This is a genomic window from Brevibacterium limosum (assembly GCF_011617705.1).
Lineage (GTDB): Bacteria > Actinomycetota > Actinomycetes > Actinomycetales > Brevibacteriaceae > Brevibacterium > Brevibacterium limosum.
This window is the reverse complement of record NZ_CP050154.1, coordinates 930,708-951,629: the sequence shown is the minus strand read 5'-3', so window position 1 is coordinate 951,629 and position 20,922 is coordinate 930,708. Positions and strand designations below refer to the sequence as shown.

Genomic DNA, 20,922 nt, shown 5'->3' with positions numbered 1-20,922 from the left:
CCTTTGCAGAGATTTCGGTGAACGGTCGTTGGTTGAGGTTGATCAGGCACACGCTATCCGACTCGACTGTCAGTTCGATGAATCTGTGTCTTCGAGTATCAGTCGAACGTGCTCAATCCGGTTCGGCGCAGGCTCGCGCCGAATTGGGGAGCCAGCGTCTGGGCATAGGTGGCCGTGATGTGAGCAGTATCGAAGTAGGTGATGACTCCCCCGATCACCGGCTCGCATCGCCCGTCCGGGCAGAACCAGTCCTGGGGGTAGATGACCGACATTCTCTTCGAATCGATTTTCTTCGCCGAGGCCGCGAGCGGATCCATCCAGTGCCATGATTCTGGGGTTCCGGAGCACTGTTCGAGGTCGTCTTCATGCTTAGCGACACAATCAGGCACGTTGATATCAGTCCCGCCGGGGTATGGGGTGTCCCGAATGACCACCACGTCAAGGTCCGCGTCGACCCAACGTTGGAGGATCTCGCGGTGGCCTTCAGGAGCCTTCTCTTCGGTTTCTTTCCAATCCATGCCTTCCAGCGGCGTGGACTGTCGTTCCGAAGTGATGACTGCGTCGAAGCCGCCTTCGGTCGTTCGTTCAGTGACCCAGTCGGCATAGTCCTGACATCCCTTGGCCTCTTCCGGTGTCGACAGTTCCTGAGGCAAGGTTGAAATGCTGCAGTTCGAGGCGAGGAATGTGGTGATCGTCAGATCATGTTCGTCGGCCAAACGCTCAAGCGTCGGCAACCAATGGCCGGCATGAGAATTGCCGACAAGTGCGACATGCTTCGACCCATCCCCGTACGTGCATTCGGGTTTGCTCGAATATGGGGCACTGGCCCAACAGCCGTCGGCGTACGCCTTCGACTTATCTGTCTTCGCAGCAGCGGGTTCCATCTGCAGCGAGTCCTTGTCCTCGCAGTTGGGGTTGTCTGTCGCACCGGGGAGGAGGATCCCGGCGCCGAGGCAGGAGTCGGGGTCATCCAACTGGGCCTGCAGCTTCTCCTCGTTCTGCTCGATGATGGTGTTGGCGACGACCATCTGGCTGAATCCGAGTGCGGCGACGAGAGCCATGGCAAGCGCCGCGAACGCGAAGGTTCTCGTCGAAGTGCTGAAGAAAGAAGATTTCCGGAATCGGTTCTCGACCCATGTCGTCGAGCCCCAGGCGGCAATGATCGAGACCATGATGATGGCGATATTGTCCGCTACCCCGAGGCCTTCCGAAGCCCCCAGCTTTGCCGACAGGTAGGGCACGAGAACGATGAGGGGCCAATGCCAGAGATAGACGGAGTAGGAGATGTCGCCGAGGAAGCGGACGGGCCGCAGCGACAGCAGCGGAAGCACGGAGGCCCGTCCCCTGGAATCGGCAAGGATGACGAGCGCCGTCGACACCACCGGGACGAGCGCGATGTAACCGGGGAACGGCATGTCAGCGCGGATGAGGAAGGTGGCGGCCACGATCCCGGCGAGACCGATCCACCCGAGCAGTGAGCTGAACGGCAGCCGTTCGGGGCGAATGTAGAGAACGAAGACGGCGACAAGGCCGCCCGTGGCCAGCTCCCACATCCGGGTCGGGGTGATGAAGTAGGCCATTGCAGGTTCAGCAGCCGTATACCAGATAGAGAAGACGAAGGAGGCGAGGAAGATTCCGAGGACAGTGAACCCTATGACCCGTTTTGACCGGCCCAACTTGGTCCCGGCGAGGAAGGCCAAGCTGATGATCATCGGCCAGACGAAGTAGAACTGCTCTTCGACCGACAGCGACCAAAAGTGCTGCACCGGAGAGGGAGCGTTGTCTGCGGCCAGGTAATCAACGCTGGATATGGCGAAATCCCAGTTGACGACGTAGAGCCCTGCGGAGAGGATCTGTCGTCCTGTGTCGGCCCAGATCGATTGTGGGGCGACGAGGAACGTTGCGATGCCGACGAGGAAGAGGACGAGCAACGATGCCGGCAGCAGGCGGCGAACCCGTCGTGCCCAGAACTTTGCCACATCTCCCCAACTCCGTGGAGGAGATTTGATGAGGTGGCTGGTGATGAGGAAGCCGGAGATGACGAAGAAGACGTCGACGCCGACGAACCCGCCGACAAAGCGGTCGGGCCACAGGTGATAGAGCAGAACGATTCCCACAGCCAGAGCGCGCAGCCCTTGGATATCGGAGCGAAAACCCGAGGACTTGGGTGTAGGAGTCCTTCGCGGGGGGTTTTCAGCAACGGTAGCTGTCGACTGCATCAAATGGCTCCACTCGGTTTCTCATACAGTTAGGTCGGACCCGACTGCGGTCAGTGTCATATTTCAGGCTGGAAGCTCACGGCGCTATGCCAAAAGGACGTGCGACGAAGTCGTCCGCGTGTCCGACCGGAAGCAATACCGCAAGCGTTGGCTCAACCGGTCTACACGATCGGCGGCCGCCCGTGCCGCGACATCCGAAGCACGCCTCTTCTCGACAGCTTCCGGCGGTCTTCGTCTTGGCCCCATGGGTCGAGGCTCCATCCGGCACGCCAGCCTTCCATCCATGCTTTGAGCTGGTGAGGCTTGTTGGCCCACTTGATGAACTGCATCAATGTCCATGAACCCACATACGCCCAGCTGAACGGCCAAGGCAGGTTCCTTCGGGCCAGCCAAACTCGATTTCGGGCATTCATGTAGAAGTATTCGTCGTGGCGCCTCGGGTCGATCACCGGGTGGGCGACTGCGAGATCGCCCATGTACCAGACGTTGTAGCCGGCGTCCCACACTCTCCAGGCGAGCTCGATGCCTTCGTGCGCGTACCAGAATGGTGCCGGCCAACCACCGCACTCGTCGAAGGCTCGACGCTGCATACAGACCGCGCCTTCCCACACCGAGAACACATTTGATGAATGGTCGGCGCTTCCCTTCTTCAGCCTGGGAATCCAACGTTTCGGCGCATCCGGCCCACCAGGCTCCTCAACCCTCGGCTGAATCAATCCGATGCGCGGTTTTGTACGCATCAGCTGTGCCATGCGCATCAGCGACGTGTCATCCGGCAGCCACGCGTCATCATCGAGGAAGAAGAGGAACTCGCCGTCGACGTGGGGGACGCCGGCATTGCGACCAGCAGGGATTCCGAGATTCTCCGGCAGCCCCAACTTCTTGACCAGGTCCGGAATGCCTTCCGGCTCCCAGCCATTCCCCACGCAGACGATGTCGAGGTCGACGCCCTTCTGCGCCAGCAACGATTCGAACCCACGATTGAGGTCGTCCAGTCGCTTGCCCTGACTGAGAACAACGACACCGAAGGTGTAGCGTCGATTGCCTTCGAAACGCTGGGAGAGGATCCTGGATGATTCGCTCATGACAGCCTCCTTGATGCCATGATCGACATGAAATGCCCGATGACGGAAAGCAGGCACAGCGGAGCCATGATGAGAACGAGCCAACGTTCGCCGAACAGAGGTTCAGCTCCTGCCGATGCTGCTATCGCAGTGACGATGCTCGATGCCAGTGCCATCAACGACATCTCGACAGAGTGGAAGATGCGGTGGAAAGGCACGAAGCGAGCGATTCGCTTGAGCGTGGCGACCGCTCCCGGGTTGAGAGCGGTAGCTTCCTTCGAGTCCGCGAGCTTATCGAGTCCGTTGAACGCACGCGAGACATGAACCATGTCATTGAGGGCCTTGTTGAGAAGCACCAACCCTGCCAGAACCGTCCCGGCGAGCAGAAGCGGGTAGGAACCAGCGGGATCGTCGATGAGGTTGTTCCACTCCCCCACAGCCCGCACTCCGAGCGCGACCGCAACCAGACCTTCAGTGGTGTAGTGGCCGACCTTGTCGAGGAACACGCCTTTGGCACCGCTGGTTCCCCGCCACCGCGCAACCTCACCGTCGCAGCAGTCGATATACATCTGAACCTGTGAGAAGAACACGGCCAGAACCGCTCCCCAGATGCCAGGAATCAGAAGACTGAATGCGATGCACCATCCGGCCAGAATCATCAGGCCGGTGACTCCATTAGCGCTGATCTTCGTGCGCACGAGCAACATCGTGAAGTAGATCGAGATATGACGGAGGTAGAGTTGCGCCGTCCAGTGCTCGGCGTTCTTCCGACTGCGAACTTCCGGTGGCTGTGCCTTGGCCCGAAGTTCCGACAGCGTCGGATGTTTCGCCGAAGACTTTTCGGGCACGTCCGTTCCTCTCAGTTCCATGGTGTTGTCCGGCAACGATAGCGCGAAGTCCGCGCCGTTCCAGTCAGGGCTTGCCCAACTCGCTCTTGATCCGGGTCGTCGAGATCTCAGGAGTGCGTTCGAGGTAGACGACCTCACACTTGTCCTTGAGGAAGTCGAACTCCCCTTCCCAGTCATCGCCCATGACAAAAGTGTCGATGTGATATTTCTCCACGTCGGTCGACTTCTGCTCCCAATTGTCCTCAGGAATGACGAGATCGACATAGCGAATCGCTTCGAGCATGTGTTTGCGCTCTTCATAGGAGAAGTACGACTTCTTGCCTTTGCCAGCATTGAATTCGTCACTGGACAGTGCGACGACCAGGTAATCACCTTGATCTTTGCACCTCTGGAGCAGTCGAATATGCCCGTAATGGAGCAGGTCGAAAGTTCCGTAAGTGATGACTCGTTTCATTGCTGAATCCGTCCAAAGGTCAAAGCTCACCTCGTGAGCCGCAGAATTAGTTCCGCGTTAGTTTATCATTCTGTTACTTCAGGTTAAGAAAATGTCACACGGCTCACTCAGCGTGCTTCAAACGACGTTCCTCGGAGCGGTTCCTGATCACTTGTTCACTCGACTGAATGAACCGTGAAGTCTGCTCACCGGCTGCTGTATCGCCCAGGTAGAACTGAGCCAGTTCAGCGGCCAACCCGCTTCGCGTTTCGGCTTCTTCGATGAGGTCGACAACTCCTTGCCTGCTCATCGGGTCGACTGCCGGACATCGATCCAGAAGACCCCCCTCGAGCACTTCCGCGGCTGGTTCATGGGGCTTGACCATCACAAGCGGCTTCCCGGACGCGAGCCAGTCGAAGGCCACCGACGACATTTCGGCCACGGCCAGATCGGCTTCATACAATTGCCAAGAAACGTCCGAACTTTCGTCAAGGAATCCCCGAGGATCAGCTTCGACGATCTCCGCCACATTTTCTACGGCTTTACCGAAATCGTCACGCATCACTCCGGTACGTGGATGCGGTCGGAAGATCACTCGATAGCCAGCTTCCAACAGCGAGGTGACGATCTGTTCTCCGTTGTAAGCGATGGTTCCGTAGGCCATCGACGGGGAATCACCTTCCCAGGTCGGCGCGTAGAAGACCGCTTTGCCATCAGGATTCTTCGTCTTGAACTCCTCCCACTCGCGAGGAACGGAGCGCGGGCGATCCAGCTGAGGTCGGCCGACATCGAACATGCGGTCTTCGCCCAAACCGTAGAGCGTCTGCTCAATCCTCTGTCTGGCGGCCTGACCGGCGGTGAAGACGTAGTCATAGCCTTTGAGCTGATTGGAGATCATCGAGATCTTCTCGCTCTCACCATGGCTGAGGTGCACATGAGCCGGTTCAGGATAACGCAGCGCTTGAAAGTTGCTCGTCCCCTGGTTGACGTAGAACACCGCTCTCAGGCTCGGCGACTGCATGAACTCGTCCAGTCCCTTTGTCAGGCGTGAGAAGCGAACTGGAAAAGAGGTGACACCCCTCAGATGTTTGGCGACCAAAGCATTCCGGACCATGATGCCGAAGGGTCGATCACCGTGACCGAGCTCTTTGAGTCGAGCCTCAAGCTGCGCGAATGGCCACAGCCACTGTTCCAGCTGATAGACCGAACTGAGATCCCCTGCAAAGTAGGCGGCCGCCACGAACTCGTCGTCATCCTGAGGATGGAATTCATCAGACAGCCGAGACTCGCGAACGCGCTCACGCAGTCTCTGCGCTGCGAGTTTCGCCACTGACTGCGCGAAGTTGGCACCACGAACCGCGGTATGCGGCAGATCTGCCGGAAGAAAGGTCATGCCCACTATTGTGCATGCCTATATGTGCTCCTCCTGAAATCCGCCTGCGTCCCAGCTTGATTGCGGTCATCCGCACGATCAGTCCAGGCCCGGCGGCAACGAGCTCGAGTCTCACCATACGCAAACCCTTGAAGTGGTCAGATCGCTGCTGGAGTATTGAGTGATGAGCAGCGCGAATGACAACACTCGAGGGCTTCCGTCCGAACACGACCAGGGGGAGCAAGCAGGCAAGGACGTCCTGGCGGTCGCTCTCGCCCAGATGGCTCGCGACCTTCAGAATCAGAGTCCGCAGGAACTTCTGATGGCCATTGCCGATTCCGCCGTGGCGGTCATCCCGGGCGCAGAGCACGGCTCCATCAGTCTCGTCGAAGGACGCAGAACCGTCACCGCGAAGGCACCAACGGGCGAGCTTCCGACACGAGTCGATGAGATTCAGACGGCCGAGGGGCAGGGACCCTGCCTCGACGCCGTATATGAGCAGAAGACGGTCCGTATCCCCGACATGCGAAACGAGTCTCGGTGGCCCGACTTCGCACGGCGAGCCGCGGCTGAGACTCCCATCCGAAGCATGCTGGCGTTTCAGCTCTTCGTCGAAGCCGAGAATCTGGGAGCGCTCAACATCTTCTCCAGTCTTCCCCAAGCGTTCTCTGACGAATCAGAGCATGTCGGACTCATCGTCGCAGCGCACGCGGCAGTTGCCCTCGCCGGTTCTCAGGAAGTCTCCCAGCTCCACTCGGCGCTCCTCTCACGCGACATGATCGGCGTCGCCAAAGGCATCCTCATGGAACGCTTCAAGATCGACGAGCACCAGGCGTTCCTGCTTCTGGTCAAGGTGAGCAACAGAACGAACACCAAGCTCCATGAACAGGCCGAACGGCTCGTCTACACCGGGCTTATGGAGCAGAGCCCTTTCTGACAGTCGCAACCCGCCGAGGCCTCCGGGCCAGAGCTACGTCCCGAAGTCGTCATCCGGCGCGAGGGGCTCAACCTCGTCGAGGTCAGGTTCGTTGCTGAAGGATGCCCGAGGCGGATCCGGCAGCATGTCGATGAGTTCGTTGACGGCCTGCGCAATGATGTCGTGCTGATAGCCGGAGAGTCCGACGACTCCGTGGAGGTAGGCATCGATTTCCAACTCGCTCAGCTCACTGCCCAAGCTGACGCTGTGCAGCCAGACTCCTTCGAGGGAGAGCTTCCAGTAGTCGATCACCTCGGCCAGCTTCGCCCCTCTTGACTGAATGGCCCTGTCCATACTCACGTATTCGTAGCCCTCGACAAATCGGATGGGGTCCGCCCGCCGTGCTCTGCCACTGGGCCCAGTGATTCATTCATCTCGCCGGTGTTCGCGCCAGCGGCTTCATGGGCGGCCATAACGCCAGAGACAGATCGCCCCTCACTCCGGCGAAGACCATGCCTTCACCAGAATGAGGGGCGACAAAGAGATCAGCCTTCGAAGAGTGGTGCGAAGCCTGCGGGCAGCTGTGAGCGGAGATCGTGGACCTCGCCCTCGGAGACCGCGGCGTCAAGCGTCGAGATCACCGCACGCGCATAGACACGGGCGGTTTCAGGATCGATTCCCTCACCCAGCTGATCAGCCAGACGCCGGAGGAAATCATCGACGTCGTCGGTCAACGGCGCTTCCGAGCCGTGCCGTTCCAGCGGCTCCTGCAGTTCGGCGGGAAGCTGGGCAGCCAGATCCGCCGCCTCTCCGCCTTTGAGCTGTTTGCCGAGGTTATCCAATACCGTCCGAGTTACGACGGCAGCGCTTTCAGGATCGCTGGGTCCGCCGATCTCGGTGACGTTCTTCAGAAATTCATCACTGCGCATGTTCAAGCACCTTCTTCCGATTCGCAATCTTCTGCCGGTCTGTCTGAGCCCGGGTCGCTCTCATCGGTGCACACCTCCGGGCGCGTCGCCTTCGGGCTCCTGCGGCACCGCCTCAACGACATCGTCCTTGTTCTCGAACTGTCGATCCGGCAGGGCTCGCAGAGCCTGAAGTGTCTTCGCCGTGGCCGAGCGTTCGGTCGCATAGTCGATGAGCTCGGTCTTCGAAGCGGGGAATTCCATCCCCTGCAGAGCCTTCTCCGCACGGAGTTCGTCACGTGTGGTCATCGGTCGTCCTCCTTTTTCTGTGATTCATATCTGAGTTGTCGCGTTGAACTATTGCTCGTCTCCGAAAACATGGCGACGCTGTTCGGCGTGGAACTCCGCCTCGGCGGGTTCGGGCCGGTCCTGCGCTGTCATCATTCTGTGCCAGTGCGGATAATAGGCAGGCAGCTGAGACGCCACAGTGATCCGATCCCGGGCTTCCGCCGGAAGCGTCAGCTCCGCGGCGTCGAGGTCCTCGGTGAGGTGGTCGAACTTCCGGGCCGCGATCACCGTGCCGCCCACGCCCGGGCGATCAAGGATCCAGGAGATCACGACCTGCGGGATCGACCAGTCCAACTCGTTCGCGATCTGAGCGAAGAGTTCGATGAGATCATAGGCCCGCTTCTCATCAGTGACGTGGGGCTCCGGCCAACCGGTACCCTGTCGGGTGTCCGATGGCGTCTGCCGACCACGTCTGACCTTCCCGTTGAGGAGACCTTCCCCCAGGGGGCTCCAGCCGAACGTCGCTACGCCCAGGTCACGGGCAGCCGGGATCATCTCGTATTCGATATCGCGTGCCTCGGGCGTGTAGTACACCTGCTGGGAGATGGGGCCCTCGAGGCCCGCCAGCTGCGCTTCGTAGACCGTCTTCGTCAGCTGCCAGGCACTGAAGTTCGAGACTCCCCAATACCGGATCTTTCCCGCCCGGATCATCTCGTTGACGGTGGCGATGGTCTCCGTGATCGGCGTCTGCCCGTCCCATTGGTGGATGTAGAGCAGATCGAGATGATCGGTGCGCAGTCGTTCGAGGCTGTCCTCGACTGCTCGCGTCAGATGCTGCCTGCTTGCCCCGGAGTCGTTCGGGCCTTCTCCGGTGGGCATCCGCGCCTTGGAGGTGAGGATGACTTCATCGCGTTTGTCGCCCATGATCTCGCCGAGGACTCTTTCCGCGTCCCCGGCCGAGTAGAGGTTGGCTGTATCGATGAAGTTCACTCCACGGTCCAGGGCCTCGCGGAACTGGCGTCGAGCGTCATCTCCGCAGACCCCTGCGATCCTCTCGAATCCGCCACCGGATCCGAACGGAATGGTCCCCAGGGCCAGCCGTGAGACGCGCAGGCCTGAGTTCCCGAGTCGGGTGTAGTCCATGAGCAGCTCCTCCTCGCCATATCGTCGGGTGAGCACGTGTGCGGACTGTGACTTCACGATTCCAGAACGACGAAGCCTTCGCTACCCCTCCCGTGATTCCAGTGAAAGGGCTACAATCCGCGGCTGCCCTCGCTGATCCGCTTCTCACTCTTGTCGATGAGGTGGGCTCCGACGAGGTCGCCGGTGATATTGATCATCGTCGCCCCCATTCCGAGCAGGACGTCGACACCGGCGACCAGAGCGACGGTCTCGAGCGGGAGACCGGCTTGCTGCAGCAGGATCGTCAATCCGATGAGCCCGGCGCCCGGGACTCCTGCGGTGCCGATCGAGACGAACGTGGCCGTGAGGACGATCGCGCCGAGTTCGAGCACGGTCATGTCATGGCCGACGATATTGGCAGCCAGCACCACCGACGCCCCCAGACGGATGACAGCGCCGTCCATATTGATGGTCGCACCCAAAGGGATGACGAAGCCTGCGACCTCTTGGAGGATGCCTGCTTCCCTCGTCGCCTCCAGCGACACGGGGATCGTCCCGGAACTGCTCTGAGTCGTGAACGCCGTGGCCATCGGCGCACCGGCGACGCGGAAGAACCCGCCGACCGGAATCCGATTTAACAGCAGCAGCGGAATATAGATGAGGAGGATCTGCGCTGCCAGACCGGCGTAGACGACGCCGGTCAGTTTGCCCAGAGCCGCCAGAGCATCGAGTCCTTGGCTGCCGATGTCGCTCGCCACCAGGGCTGCGATACCGAACGGCGCAAATTGGAGTATCCCTGCGAGGATACGAAACGTCATCTCCTTGGCCGCGAGCACGAGGTCGTACATGAGCTTCCCGAACCCGGAGATCGTCGAATCGGACGAGCGGCGCATACCTGCCATCGTGAGGCCGACGACCAAGGCCACGAAGATCAGAGCGAGGATGTTGCCGTCGACCAGAGCTTTGAAGATGTTCTCGGGGAATATGCCGACGAGCTGGTCGACGAACGAGGGTGCCTCGGGCGTCTCTGCGCCCTTTTCAGGGCGATGGAGCCCGGTCCCCGGATTGACCAGAAGAGCCAGGGACAGACTGATGACGACGGCGGCGATCGTCGTGAAGATGTAGAAGGCGAAGGTCTTGAAGGCGACCCTGACGAGGTTTCCGGGGCGCGTGCTGTTGACCGCGTCGATCAGCGTCACCATGATGATCGGGATGACGATCAGCTGGAGGAGGTTGAGCAGGATGTCACCGATCGGTGACAGCACCTGCGCCTTCTCTCCGAAGACGAAGGCAACGATCAGTCCGAGGACGAAACCGGCCGTCATCTTCAAGAAGAGTGCTGTATCCCGGTAGCGGCGCCAGAGGCGGAGGAAGATTCGTGACATGTTCTACGGCTCCGTGCTCACAGGTTCCTCGTGGTGGGCTTCCGGTCCGCGACGATGCCGACCGGTTGCCACTCTAACCCATCTGCGCACCGGCGCGGGCAGAGATCTGGCGCAGGCACCGCCATCTGATCAACAGTCAGGCCGAGACCCCTTTGCCGGGAACCGCGTATTCGAGCAGCTCTGGGTGATTCGCATCGAAGGCGGGCCGTTCCGAACGGATCCGCGGCAGCGTGGTGAAGTTGTGACGCGGAGGTGGGCAGGACGTCGACCATTCGAGAGAAGCTCCATAGCCCCACGGGTCGTCGACCGTGACCTTCGGCGCGTTCCGGGCGGTGATCCACACATTCCAGAAGTACGGCACCATGGACAGACCCAGCAGCAGCGAGCCGACCGTCGATACCTGGTTCATCCATGTGAAGCCGTCCTGCGGCAGGTAGTCGGCGTAACGGCGCGGCATGCCGTCGACGCCCAGCCAGTGCTGGACGAGGAAGGTTCCGTGGAAGCCGATGAACAGCATCCAGAAGTGGATGTGCCCGAGCTTCTCGTTGAGCATCTTGCCTGTCCACTTCGGCCACCAGAAGTAGAACCCGGCGAACATCGCGAACACGACTGTGCCGAAGACGACGTAGTGGAAGTGAGCGACGACGAAGTAGGTGTCGGACACCTGCTGGTCCAGTGCCGGGCTGGCCAGGATGACGCCGGTGAGCCCACCGAAGAGGAAGGTAGCCAGGAAGCCGATCGACCACACTATCGGCGTTTCGAAGGTGATCGACCCTCGCCACATCGTGCCGATCCATGCGAAGAACTTCACGCCCGTCGGGACGGCGATGAGCATGGTCATGAACGCGAAGAACGGCAGCGCGACCACTCCGGTGACGAACATGTGGTGGGCCCAGACCGTCACAGACAGAGCAGCAATTGCAATGGTTGCGAAGACCAACCCCTTGTAGCCGAAGAGAGGCTTTCGGCTGAAGACGGGGAAGATCTCCGTGACGATGCCGAAGAACGGCAGTGCGATCACATACACTTCGGGGTGGCCGAAGAACCAGAACAAGTGCTGCCAGAGAATCGGGCCCCCGTGGCCCGGACTGAAGACATGCGAGCCCAGTATCCTGTCTGCACCGAGGACGAGCAGCGAAGCAGCCAGAGGCTGGAAAGCCATGAGCACAAGGATGCCGGTGATCAGAGTGTTCCAGGTGAAGATAGGCATGCGGAACATGGTCATGCCCGGTGCGCGCATCGTGATGATGGTGGTGATGAGGTTGACGGAGCTGAGAATCGTGCCGAAGCCCTGCAGAGCGAGGCCGAGAACCCACAGGTTGCCACCGACACCGGGTGTGAACGTCGTATTGTTCAGCGGAGCATAAGCGGTCCAGCCGAAAGCCGCGGCGCCCTGCGGGGTGAGGAAGCCGGACAGCGCGATCAGTGAACCAAAAAGATACATCCAGAACGCAAAGGCGTTCAGACGCGGGAACGCGACATCCGGAGCACCGATCTGCAACGGCATGATGACATTCGCGAAGCCGGAGAAAAGCGGGGTGGCGAACATCAGCAGCATCAGTGTGCCGTGCATGGTGAACAGCTGGTTGTACTGATCTTTGGTCTCGACGATCTGCATGCCGGGCTCGAAGAGCTCGAGACGGATGATCAGCGCCATCACTCCACCGACGCAGAAGAAGAAAAACGAGCCGAGGAGATACATGTACCCGATCGTCTTGTGGTCGGTCGACGTGATCCAGTCGACGATGACCTTGCCCTTGCTCTGTGGAGCTGCCGGAGCGTCAAGAGCCGGCTGATCCAACGTAACGGTCATTGTTCAGCACCTTCTTTCGGTACCAATTGCGATCGACCGGACCGGCCGACGCCGCTCTCCTCGATGAGATGCTGCGTCTGTTCGATGGGTCCGACCGTATATGCGATGTGGAAGTTGAAGAACATCTCTGAGCGGTGTTCACCGCTCAGCTCGGCGCACTCCGCCGTGCTCGCCTTCTTTCTCAGCAGATGCTGAACCTGCCGAACCGTTTCGCCCGGGCCCCGTAGTCCTCTGATCGATTCATCGAATCCATGTGCTGCCGGCCTGCACAGCCCATCTCATTTCCGCCGGAAACGAATTCCCGCGTCACTGTATCCACAGTCTACTGCCGCACCCAGGAGAATCACCCAGCTATTTTCACCGCGCCCGAGAACACCCGACGCTGTTCGCCTTCGTCGTGCTGCGTCCTGAAGCCGACATAGGCGTGCAGTACCGTTGAGGGGCTGTCAGAGGAAAGGGAGCACAATGGCCAGAGCCCGTAGGCACAAGTCCGAACGACCGTCGCTGCGCAAGCGATCGGCGGTGGGATCAGAAGCGAAGGCCCCCGAGGCGCCCACGCTGTTCAGCCGCCGCATCATCGACAGTGAACCGCAGGAGATGAACGTCGTCCGGTCCTTCGCCGAGGCGCTGTCCGCACATGACCTGGACGGCTCCGGCTCGTCCGTCCCCGGTTCGATCACACAGGTCGTTATCCCCAGGTCCGCTCCCGGGCTGCTCGAGGAGATCACCTCAGCGTGGCAGCTGCACCCGGTCCTCGTCGATGACCTCTTCCACGCGAACCAGCGAGCCAAGGTCGAACGCTACGACGATGTGCTCTTCGTCGTCCTCAAATCAGCGGTCTACATCGACGCGAAAGAAGAAGTCGAATTCAACGAGTTCCACCTTCTTATGAAGGACGACGCGCTCGTCATCATCTGCCAAGGTGACCGCTTCATCGACGGTACGCCGATCCCAGCGGACACCAGCGGCGTCCAGGAGTACTTCGCGAACGAGAAGCGCAGCTGGACGAAAGATCGCGAACTGCTCGCGCTCGGTCCGGAAGCACTCGTCTACCGCCTGCTCGATACCGCAGTCGATACGTACTTCCCCGTCCTCGACGGCCTGCAGGTCGACAAGGACGGAATCGAGAGGCAGGTCTTCAGTGGGGACACTGCCGCCGCCGAGCGCATCTATCTCCTCAGCCAGGAAGTCATCGATGTCCTTCACAACTCCACCCACCTCAATCGGCTGACGCAAGCGCTGGGGAACGGGGCGGCTAAATACGCGATTCCCGACGACCTTCGCGCCTACCTCGATGACGTCACCGACCACCTCACGCGGGTCCTCGCCGAAGCGGGCGAGCTGAGAGAAGCCCTGTCGCAGATCCTCAACGTCAATTCCACCCTCGTCGCGCAGCGCCAGAACGACGACATGAAGAAGATCTCCGGATGGGCGGCGATCCTCTTCGCCCCGACCCTCGTCGGAGCGATCTACGGCATGAACTTCGACGATATGCCCGAACTCCACTGGGCCTTCGGCTATCCGATGGCCCTGGGGCTCATGCTCGGTCTGGGCATTGTTCTCTACGTCGTCTTCCGCGTCAAGAAGTGGATGTGAGCTCAGGCGCCTCGGCGGTTGCGTCGCCCTGACCTTCGAGCATTTGACCGCTGAGATTGCCGTGCTTGGTCGTGTACAGCTTCAGCTGACCCGGATGGTTGACGATTGAGCCGTCGCCACTGGAGATACGCACTCGTGTGAATCCTCGTCTCGCGACGAGGTCAAGCGAGAAGTCCACGTACTCTTCGGTGATGCGGCTGATCCTTCTCATTGGAACTTCCGCTGTGACCGTGCCGTCGCTGATATCTGCGCCGATTCGCCCATAGAAGGTTCCAGTCCGTGACTTCCACGAGATGAAGGCATCGTCGAGGAACGTGTTCCCGGTTCCCGACAGAGCTGCCGTGATGGAGATTCCGTCGGCAGTGACCACTGCTTCTCGAAGCTTTGCACTCACACCTTTCAAATGCGTGATGGGCGCAAACGACTGCTCTGCCAAGACCTGCCCCCATCGTCGGATGATGGCACCTTCAGAGAAGTCGGCAGCCCGCTCGATCGCATTGGCTCGCATCTCTCGGACGTCGTTCTCTGACATGTTGAGGAATTCCAAGATGGCTTCAGACATCGCGTCGACGTCACCGTTCGGCACAATGAATCCGTTGATCCCAACACCATGCGCACCCTCGACAAAGCCGGCTTCCACGTCGCCCCCTACACACTGGAGACCGCGAAGGACGGGGACCGTCTGCCCGGCTGGATCGACGGCTACTTCACCGACGACGCCTGGACGAACTGAGCCCCTCGTACCGAGGCAGTCAGCGGGGTCCGGGCGCTGGTCGGAAAATCGTCGCCGCGAGTGCCTGTCACGTTCAGTAGACTTGCACAGATGGAGCCTCTCGAACGCAGTGCACCGATCCCGGACCCGCTGACGCCCTATCTCGAGGTCGATCGCTCCCAGCCGCGGCATGAGTGCTGGGTGACCGGACACATGGTGGCCGGTCTCGACGGAACGGCAGCCATCCATGGTCGCGTCGGCGCGCTGTCGACCGCACCCGACCAGGCACTGTTCCGTCGGATGCGGCAGATTGCCGATGTCGTCATGGTCGGTGCCCAGACGGTGCGCAGCGAAGGCTACGCGCCGATGCGGCTGGATGAGGACGCCCAAGCACAGCGTCGGGCTCGGGGCCAGTCCGAGATGCCTCCGGTGGCAGTGGTCAGCCGCAGCCTCGACCTCGATTGGTCCTCACAGGTCTTCGCCGGAGCCCCGGAGCACGCACGCACCATCGTCATCACGTGTGCGAAGGCCGATCCCGAGCAGCTGGCCGCCGCGGAACAGGCGGCCACGATCATCATCGCCGGTGAGGACCGGGTCGAACCGGCGAAGGCCCTGCAGGCCCTGGCCGGTCTCGGCTACCAGGTCGTGCTCTGCGAAGGCGGGCCACGGTGGCTCGGAGAGCTCGTCGCCGCCGACCGCCTCGACGAACTGTGCCTGTCGATCTCACCGATGATGGGCGGCGATCCGCTGCCGGTGAGCATCGCTCCGCCCGGGGCCGGCATCGCGCAGTTCTCGCTGAAGTCGACGATGGTCGCCGACGACACCCTCTTCCTCCGCTACGAAGCGAAACCACCGGACGGGAGAGTCTCATGAGCACCGGCATCGACGATCTCATGGGCTCGGTCGATTCCCCGCTCATCGTCGTCACCGCCTCGGCGGAGGGCGAACGGGCCGGCTGCCTGATCGGATTCCATTCGCAGGCGAGCATCAGCCCGCAGCGGTACTGCTTCTGGCTGTCGAAGGCCAATCACACCTACCGAGTCGGTCTGCGCTCCGACTGCTTCGCCGTGCATTTCCTCACCACCGCCGATCGTGATCTGGCCCGGCACTTCGGCTCCCGCTCCGGTTCCGAGGCAGACAAGTTCACAGGCCTCGACATCACCGTCACCGAGGAGGGTGTGCCGCTGATCGCAGAGCTGCCGAACCGCCTCCTCGTCGAGCGCATCGCGATGCTCGACGACGGCGGCGACCACGTGTGCACCACAGCGCGCGTGCTGTCCGCCGAATCCGCAGGCGACTTCACACCCCTGCGCACCTCACAGCTGGGCGACCTGCCTCCCGGCCACGCCAGCGACGAACGCGCCGTCCGCCCGTAGGGTGAGCCGCGACCCCGTCGGATCCGCCGCGCTGTCGGCGATGAGGGCCACGACGATCAGGCACACTTCGGCCACACGTTAACACGCGACCGCACAGCCGGAAACCCCTGTCGTCGTCGGATGAGCGCCAGTAACGTAAGTGGTCCCAGCGGGGGCAGAAGCTCCTGCGGAACCCCGAGGAGATGAGCACAATGGCCACCGACATCAGCAGCCCGGTCAAAGACAAGAACTACAACCTCATTTGGGCCATCGAAGCCTCATTGAGCAACGTGTGGACTCTCGAGACCTACATCCAGGATGCTCGAGAACAGGGCGATGAGGAACTCGCCGACTGGTTCAAGAAGATCCAGGAGAACAACCGCACAGCCGGCCAGCAAGGCAAGGAGATGCTCCTCCAGCGTCTCCAATGACGGCTCGATGGTTACCTGGGAAGGAAGAAGACGTCTGAGCCCCGGTCCGCCGGGGCTCACTTCTGCCCTGAACAGACAGGCGAATCCACGGCACCCGATCCTATGACCGGGTCCGACCGACCCGGAGTAGAGTACCCACGTGTCCAGCTTTGAAGAGCACGAGAACAACGCCACGAGGATCGCCGAGCTCCTCTCCGAATTCTGCACCGACCACGGCATCCGCGTCGCCGCCGCAGAGTCGCTCACCGGCGGCAGGATCTGCAGCCACCTCGCCGCGGCCTCGGGGTCCGGAGAATGGTTCGCAGGCGGAGTCGTCGCGTACGCCAGTGATGTCAAGCATCGCCTTCTCAACGTGCCGCCCGGCCCGGTCATCTCCTGTCAGGCGGTGGAGGCGATGGCACGATCCGTGTGCGAGATGATGGGTGTCGACGCAGCTGTCGCCGCCTCCGGAGCCGGAGGCCCGGCAGGACAGGACGGACAAGAACCGGGGACGACATGTCTGGCAGTCGTCGTCGACGGCCAGGTCGACAGCGCAGTCCACAGCTTTTCGGGCGAACCGCTCGACATCCTGTCCCAGACCCAGGAGCAGGCGCTGGCCATGCTCCTGGAAGCACTTCAGAAGCGATACGGCCGCACGGAGGGTTGAGGCTCTCCTGATCGATTGCAGCCGGCCCGTCTGCACACCGTCGGCACCGGCCGGCAGCTGTCAGACGACGATCCGCAGCGGCTCTTCCAGCAGCGCCTTGAGCTCGCCCAGGAACACGGCCGCCTCTGCGCCGTTGAGCACACGGTGGTCGACGGTCATCGTCATCGTGATCACGGTGCGCGTGGTGAGTTCGCCGTCACGCACCACGGGTTCGTCGACCGCGGCGCCGACGGCGAGGATCGCCGCCTCCGGCGGGTTGATGATGGCAGTGAAGTCATCGATGCCGCACATTCCCAGATTGCTGATCGAGAACGAACCGCCTGAGAACTCGTCTGGATGCAGCTTGCCGGATTTCGCTCGCTCGGCCAGGTCTCGTGACTCACGACCGATCTGGCTCACACTCTTCCGGTCGGCATCCCTGATCACCGGCACGATGAGGCCGCTGTCCAAGGCGACCGCTATCCCGACGTTGACGGCACCTCGGCGGATGATCGAATCCTCATTCCACGAGGAATTGACCTCGGGATGCTCTCTGAGCATCACAGCACAGGCCCGAGTCAGCAGATCGGTGAGACTGACCTTGTCGCCGGTCGTCGCCAATCGCTCGTTGATCTCGGTACGGAAGGCCATCAGCGCATCGGCGTCGACCTTCGAAGTGAGCCGGAACGTCGGCACACCGGCATTGTCGGACAGACGTTCGGCGGTGACGCGCTGATTGGCATTGAGGGACACGGTCGCGTCTTCATTCGACTCCTGGTCCGATGCCGGCCGGTCAGCCTGATCGTCGTCTCCGGACTCGTCGCGTTCGGAGATCGCCTTCTCGACGTCGACGCGGATGATCCTGCCACGCGGCCCCGTTCCTTCGACCTCGGCTGTGTCGATATCGTGCTTGTCGGCCATCTTCCGTGCCAACGGGGAGATCCGGACTCCGCTGCCGTCTTCGTCGGACTCTTCGCTCTCCGGTGACGGTGCCTCCGCCTCTGAGGATTCCTCCTCACCGGACGCTTCGGAAGCGTCGGCCGAGTCGGCTGACTCATCGCGGTCTTCGCCGTCGCCGGCTTCGGATTCCTCACCGCCGGAACCATCACCGGCAGCCGACTCACCGCTGTCTTCGGTCTTCTCGGTCTCGTCCGACTCACCGCTGTCTTCGGCGTCACCGCTGTCGGTCGAGTCATCGTTGTCGGTCGAGTCATCGCCGAGGACTGCGACACGTTCGCCGATGGCGACCGTCGATCCCTCCTCCACCAGCAGGCTGCTGACGACCCCGGAGTCATAGGCTTCGAAGTCCATGGTCGCTTTGTCGGTCTCGATCTCCCCGAGGATGTCGCCCTTCGTGACTTCGTCGCCGACCTCCACGTTCCACCGGGAGATGACGCCCTCTTCCATCGTGTCGGACAGGCGAGGCATGAGAATATCGGTCATGGTGAGCTCCTAAGCAGAGAAACCGGTTGCATCGAGAGTCTCGCGGATGACCCGAGTGAGATCCTCGGCGTCGGGCAGCGCCGCCTTCTCAAGAGGCTTGGCATAGGGCAGCGGGATCTCGGCGGCCGCCACTCGGCGAACGGGAGCGTCGAGGAAGTCGAAGGCACCCTCCTGCACCGACGCTGCGACCTCCGCGCCGACGCCATAGCTGAGCCAATCATCTTCGAAGACCACGGCCCTGCTGGTCCGCGCCACAGACCGACAGAACGTCGGCCGATCCAAGGGCCGCAGACTCCGCAGGTCGACGACCTCGATGGACACTCCGTCCTTCGCCAGCTCCTCCGCCACCTTGAGAGCGACGCCGACTCCGCGCGAATACGCGATGACGGTCAGATCGCTGCCCTCACGGGCAACGGAGGCTGTGCCGAGCTCCAGCGTCTGCTCCTCGTCCGGGACTTCTCCCTTGGTGTTGTACAGGTTGAGGTTCTCGAGGAACAGGACCGGATCGTCATCGCGGATCGAAGCCGTCAGAAGCGCCTTCGCGTCGGACGGGTTCGACGGTGCGACCACTTTCAGCCCCGGCATATGCGCATACCACACCTCGATGTTCTGCGAGTGAGTCGCTCCGAGCTGCTGGCCGCCGCCACCGGGCGTGCGATAGACGATCGGTATCGAGGTCTGACCGCCGAACATCGTGTAGATCTTCGTCGCGTGATTGACGATCTGGTCGAAGGCCAGGACGCTGAAGTTCAGGGTCATGAACTCGACGACCGGCCGCAGACCCAGCATCGCCGCACCGACCCCGACGCCGGCGAAGCCGTTCTCGGCGATCGGCGTGTCCCGCACTCGTTCCGGGCCGAATTCGTCGAGCAGCCCTTCGGTGATCTTGTAGGAACCACCGAATCTGCCGATCTCCTCGCCGAGCAGCAGCACCCTCTCATCCCGGGTCATCTCCGCTCTCAGACAGTCTTTGAGAGCTTGCCGGAAAGTCATCTCGGCCATGGGCGCCTCCTGCTTCTCTTTCACTCTCAGATGGATACGACGGAATCGCCGGGGAATCCCGCTGGGGCGTTGTTCACCTCGGTCGAATAGGCGTTGTCGAAAAGCCGTTCGGGTTCCGGCGATTCGCTGTCGTCGGCGAATTCGACCGCCTCGTCAATGCGCTTCTCCGCTTCGTCGTCGATCTCCTGAGCGCGCTTCTTCGTCAGCACTCTGCCTTTGACCAGTTTGTCCCGATAGGCCGGAACCGGGTCATTGGCCCTGACCTCTTCCTTGTCCTCATCCGTTCGGTACTGCGCGGGGTCGACGACGGAGTGGCCCTTCAGCCGGTAGGTCATCGTCTCCAGCACATACGGTCTGCTCTCCTCCCGAGCCGAACGCAGCGCTTCCAAGGCCGCATCGCGGACGACGACCGGATCGCTGCCGTCCACACGTCTGCTGGGCAGACGATAGGCTTCGGCCTTCCTGTACAGCTCGGGCTCGGCCGAGGAGTGCTCGACGTCGGTGCCCATGCCGATCCGATTGTTGATGATCACGTAGACGATGGGCAGGTCCCACAGGCCGGCGATGTTCAGCGACTCGTGGAACGAGCCGATCGCGGCCGTCCCGTCGCCGAGCAGACACATCACGGCCTCGGCCTCCTTACCCGGTTTCTGCCGATAGCTCAGAGCCAAGGCAGCGCCGGTGGCCGGCGGCATCTGTCCTCCGACGATGCCGTAGCCGCCCATCAGCCGGGCGTCGGAGTCGAACAGATGCATCGAGCCGCCCCAGCCGCCGGAGACGCCGTCCTTGCGGCCGAACAGCTCCGCCATGACCGCCCCCGGGTCCAGTCCTCGCATCAGCGCATACCCGTGGACGCGGTAGTTGGCGAACAGGTAGTCCCGGTCCTCCAGGGCGGCCATGAGACCGACGACGACGGCTTCCTCGCCGAGGTTGAGGTGACAGTACCCGCCGATCTTCGCCCGCGTGTACATCTCCTGGGCCCGCATCTCAAAGGCGCGGATGAGGACCATCCGCTCGTAGTACCGGCGTTTGTCCTCCGCCGAGGCGGTCGACCGTGTTCTGGTCGACTTCCCCTTCGTCGACTTCCCGCTTCGAGTCTTCTCAGACACTGTGGACCTCCTTCGCAGAAGCTGCCGAGTCCGACGCTGCCGCTCATCAGTCACCTCACTGGATCGACTCGATGCATCGGTTCCGCGTCGAGTCAATGCTTCATTGCAGGGAGTCTATGCACGGCGCAATCGGAGCTACAAGGGGTAGCACGATATCGTGCACAGGAGTAGTCTGCGCCTGCTGTCCCGACGGGGCACGTCGCGCGCGGTGCCGTGCAGCCCTCTTGTGGCCTGGGGGAACATCGGTACTGTTGAGCCTATGACGTCTACGGCAGAGTTGATTC

General features: G+C 61.6%; 22 protein-coding genes. 7 read left to right on the top strand and 15 right to left on the bottom strand.

The genetic code is table 11. The features are described from left to right. Positions 1-98: 98 nt before the first annotated feature. From GUY37_RS04285 to GUY37_RS04265, 5 genes are all read right to left on the bottom strand, one after another. Positions 99-2,219, bottom strand: a complete 2,121-nt coding sequence (locus GUY37_RS04285; protein ID WP_166822622.1) for an acyltransferase family protein — start codon at positions 2,217-2,219, stop codon at positions 99-101. Positions 2,220-2,380: 161 nt separating this feature from the next. After that, a complete protein-coding gene (locus GUY37_RS04280) occupies positions 2,381-3,304 on the bottom strand; it encodes a glycosyltransferase family 2 protein (protein ID WP_166829298.1) in 924 nt (307 codons plus the stop codon). Continuing rightward, a complete protein-coding gene (locus GUY37_RS04275) occupies positions 3,301-4,152 on the bottom strand; it encodes a CDP-alcohol phosphatidyltransferase family protein (RefSeq protein WP_166829296.1) in 852 nt (283 codons plus the stop codon). Before GUY37_RS04275 ends, GUY37_RS04280 begins: the two co-directional genes overlap by 4 nt. 43 nt (positions 4,153-4,195) lie before the next feature. Next, positions 4,196-4,585, bottom strand: a complete 390-nt coding sequence (tagD, locus tag GUY37_RS04270) for a glycerol-3-phosphate cytidylyltransferase (RefSeq protein WP_152347455.1) — start codon at positions 4,583-4,585, stop codon at positions 4,196-4,198. A 103-nt stretch (positions 4,586-4,688) separates the two neighbouring features. After that, the gene (locus GUY37_RS04265; RefSeq protein ID WP_166822619.1) at positions 4,689-5,957 is read right to left on the bottom strand and encodes a CDP-glycerol glycerophosphotransferase family protein; all 1,269 of its coding nucleotides are present in this window, start codon (positions 5,955-5,957) and stop codon (positions 4,689-4,691) included. Between the two features lie 163 nt (positions 5,958-6,120). On the opposite strand from GUY37_RS04265, the gene GUY37_RS04260 reads away from it, so the two are divergent. Further along, on the top strand, positions 6,121-6,873 hold the full coding sequence (locus tag GUY37_RS04260; protein WP_228278351.1) for a GAF and ANTAR domain-containing protein: 753 nt from the start codon (positions 6,121-6,123) through the stop codon (positions 6,871-6,873). A 33-nt stretch (positions 6,874-6,906) separates the two neighbouring features. Here GUY37_RS04260 and GUY37_RS04255 read toward each other — a convergent pair whose 3' ends face one another. From GUY37_RS04255 to ctaD, 6 genes are all read right to left on the bottom strand, one after another. Beyond that, on the bottom strand, positions 6,907-7,206 hold the full coding sequence (locus GUY37_RS04255) for a hypothetical protein (RefSeq protein WP_166822616.1): 300 nt from the start codon (positions 7,204-7,206) through the stop codon (positions 6,907-6,909). A gap of 191 nt (positions 7,207-7,397) precedes the next feature. Beyond that, the gene (locus GUY37_RS04250) at positions 7,398-7,781 is read right to left on the bottom strand and encodes a DUF2267 domain-containing protein (RefSeq protein WP_166822613.1); all 384 of its coding nucleotides are present in this window, start codon (positions 7,779-7,781) and stop codon (positions 7,398-7,400) included. Positions 7,782-7,841: 60 nt separating this feature from the next. Further along, the gene (locus GUY37_RS04245; protein WP_152347459.1) at positions 7,842-8,066 is read right to left on the bottom strand and encodes a DUF2795 domain-containing protein; all 225 of its coding nucleotides are present in this window, start codon (positions 8,064-8,066) and stop codon (positions 7,842-7,844) included. 48 nt (positions 8,067-8,114) lie between these two features. Further along, positions 8,115-9,245: an aldo/keto reductase gene (locus GUY37_RS04240; RefSeq protein ID WP_228278350.1), complete on the bottom strand. Its 1,131-nt coding sequence runs from the start codon at positions 9,243-9,245 to the stop codon at positions 8,115-8,117. A 53-nt stretch (positions 9,246-9,298) separates the two neighbouring features. Then, positions 9,299-10,552 (bottom strand): dicarboxylate/amino acid:cation symporter, encoded by a 1,254-nt coding sequence (locus tag GUY37_RS04235; protein ID WP_166822610.1) that lies wholly within the window; start codon positions 10,550-10,552, stop codon positions 9,299-9,301. Between the two features lie 136 nt (positions 10,553-10,688). Next, positions 10,689-12,365, bottom strand: a complete 1,677-nt coding sequence (ctaD, locus tag GUY37_RS04230) for an aa3-type cytochrome oxidase subunit I (RefSeq protein ID WP_166822607.1) — start codon at positions 12,363-12,365, stop codon at positions 10,689-10,691. Positions 12,366-12,830: 465 nt separating this feature from the next. Between ctaD and GUY37_RS04225 the strand changes: the two genes are divergently transcribed. After that, complete coding sequence (locus tag GUY37_RS04225; protein WP_166822604.1) at positions 12,831-13,961, top strand: magnesium and cobalt transport protein CorA; 1,131 nt, start codon at positions 12,831-12,833, stop codon at positions 13,959-13,961. Here the strand turns inward: GUY37_RS04225 and GUY37_RS04220 are convergent. Continuing rightward, a complete protein-coding gene (locus GUY37_RS04220; protein ID WP_166822601.1) occupies positions 13,945-14,547 on the bottom strand; it encodes a glycosyltransferase family 4 protein in 603 nt (200 codons plus the stop codon). The two genes, GUY37_RS04225 and GUY37_RS04220, sit on opposite strands and share 17 nt — an antisense overlap. A 24-nt stretch (positions 14,548-14,571) precedes the next feature. Here GUY37_RS04220 and GUY37_RS19320 point away from each other — a divergent pair, with 24 nt between their 5' ends. From GUY37_RS19320 to GUY37_RS04195, 5 genes are all read left to right on the top strand, one after another. Then, entirely contained in the window at positions 14,572-14,694 is a 123-nt protein-coding gene (locus GUY37_RS19320; protein ID WP_266096658.1) for a hypothetical protein, read from the top strand. A 90-nt stretch (positions 14,695-14,784) separates the two neighbouring features. Then, positions 14,785-15,546 (top strand): pyrimidine reductase family protein, encoded by a 762-nt coding sequence (locus GUY37_RS04210; RefSeq protein ID WP_152347469.1) that lies wholly within the window; start codon positions 14,785-14,787, stop codon positions 15,544-15,546. After that, complete coding sequence (locus GUY37_RS04205; RefSeq protein ID WP_152347470.1) at positions 15,543-16,049, top strand: flavin reductase family protein; 507 nt, start codon at positions 15,543-15,545, stop codon at positions 16,047-16,049. The genes GUY37_RS04210 and GUY37_RS04205 overlap by 4 nt, the downstream gene beginning before the upstream one ends. Positions 16,050-16,240: 191 nt before the next feature. Continuing rightward, complete coding sequence (locus tag GUY37_RS04200) at positions 16,241-16,459, top strand: hypothetical protein (protein WP_166822598.1); 219 nt, start codon at positions 16,241-16,243, stop codon at positions 16,457-16,459. A 139-nt stretch (positions 16,460-16,598) separates the two neighbouring features. Then, complete coding sequence (locus tag GUY37_RS04195; protein ID WP_208094757.1) at positions 16,599-17,105, top strand: CinA family protein; 507 nt, start codon at positions 16,599-16,601, stop codon at positions 17,103-17,105. A gap of 60 nt (positions 17,106-17,165) precedes the next feature. On the opposite strand, the gene GUY37_RS04190 is transcribed toward GUY37_RS04195, so the two are convergent. The 3 genes from GUY37_RS04190 to GUY37_RS04180 are packed head-to-tail and all read right to left on the bottom strand — an operon-like array spanning position 17,166 to position 20,638. Continuing rightward, a complete protein-coding gene (locus GUY37_RS04190) occupies positions 17,166-18,527 on the bottom strand; it encodes a dihydrolipoamide acetyltransferase family protein (RefSeq protein WP_166822595.1) in 1,362 nt (453 codons plus the stop codon). A gap of 9 nt (positions 18,528-18,536) precedes the next feature. Then, entirely contained in the window at positions 18,537-19,529 is a 993-nt protein-coding gene (locus tag GUY37_RS04185) for an alpha-ketoacid dehydrogenase subunit beta (protein ID WP_166822592.1), read from the bottom strand. A 26-nt stretch (positions 19,530-19,555) separates the two neighbouring features. Beyond that, the gene (locus GUY37_RS04180; RefSeq protein ID WP_228278349.1) at positions 19,556-20,638 is read right to left on the bottom strand and encodes a thiamine pyrophosphate-dependent enzyme; all 1,083 of its coding nucleotides are present in this window, start codon (positions 20,636-20,638) and stop codon (positions 19,556-19,558) included. Positions 20,639-20,922: the final 284 nt, after the last annotated feature.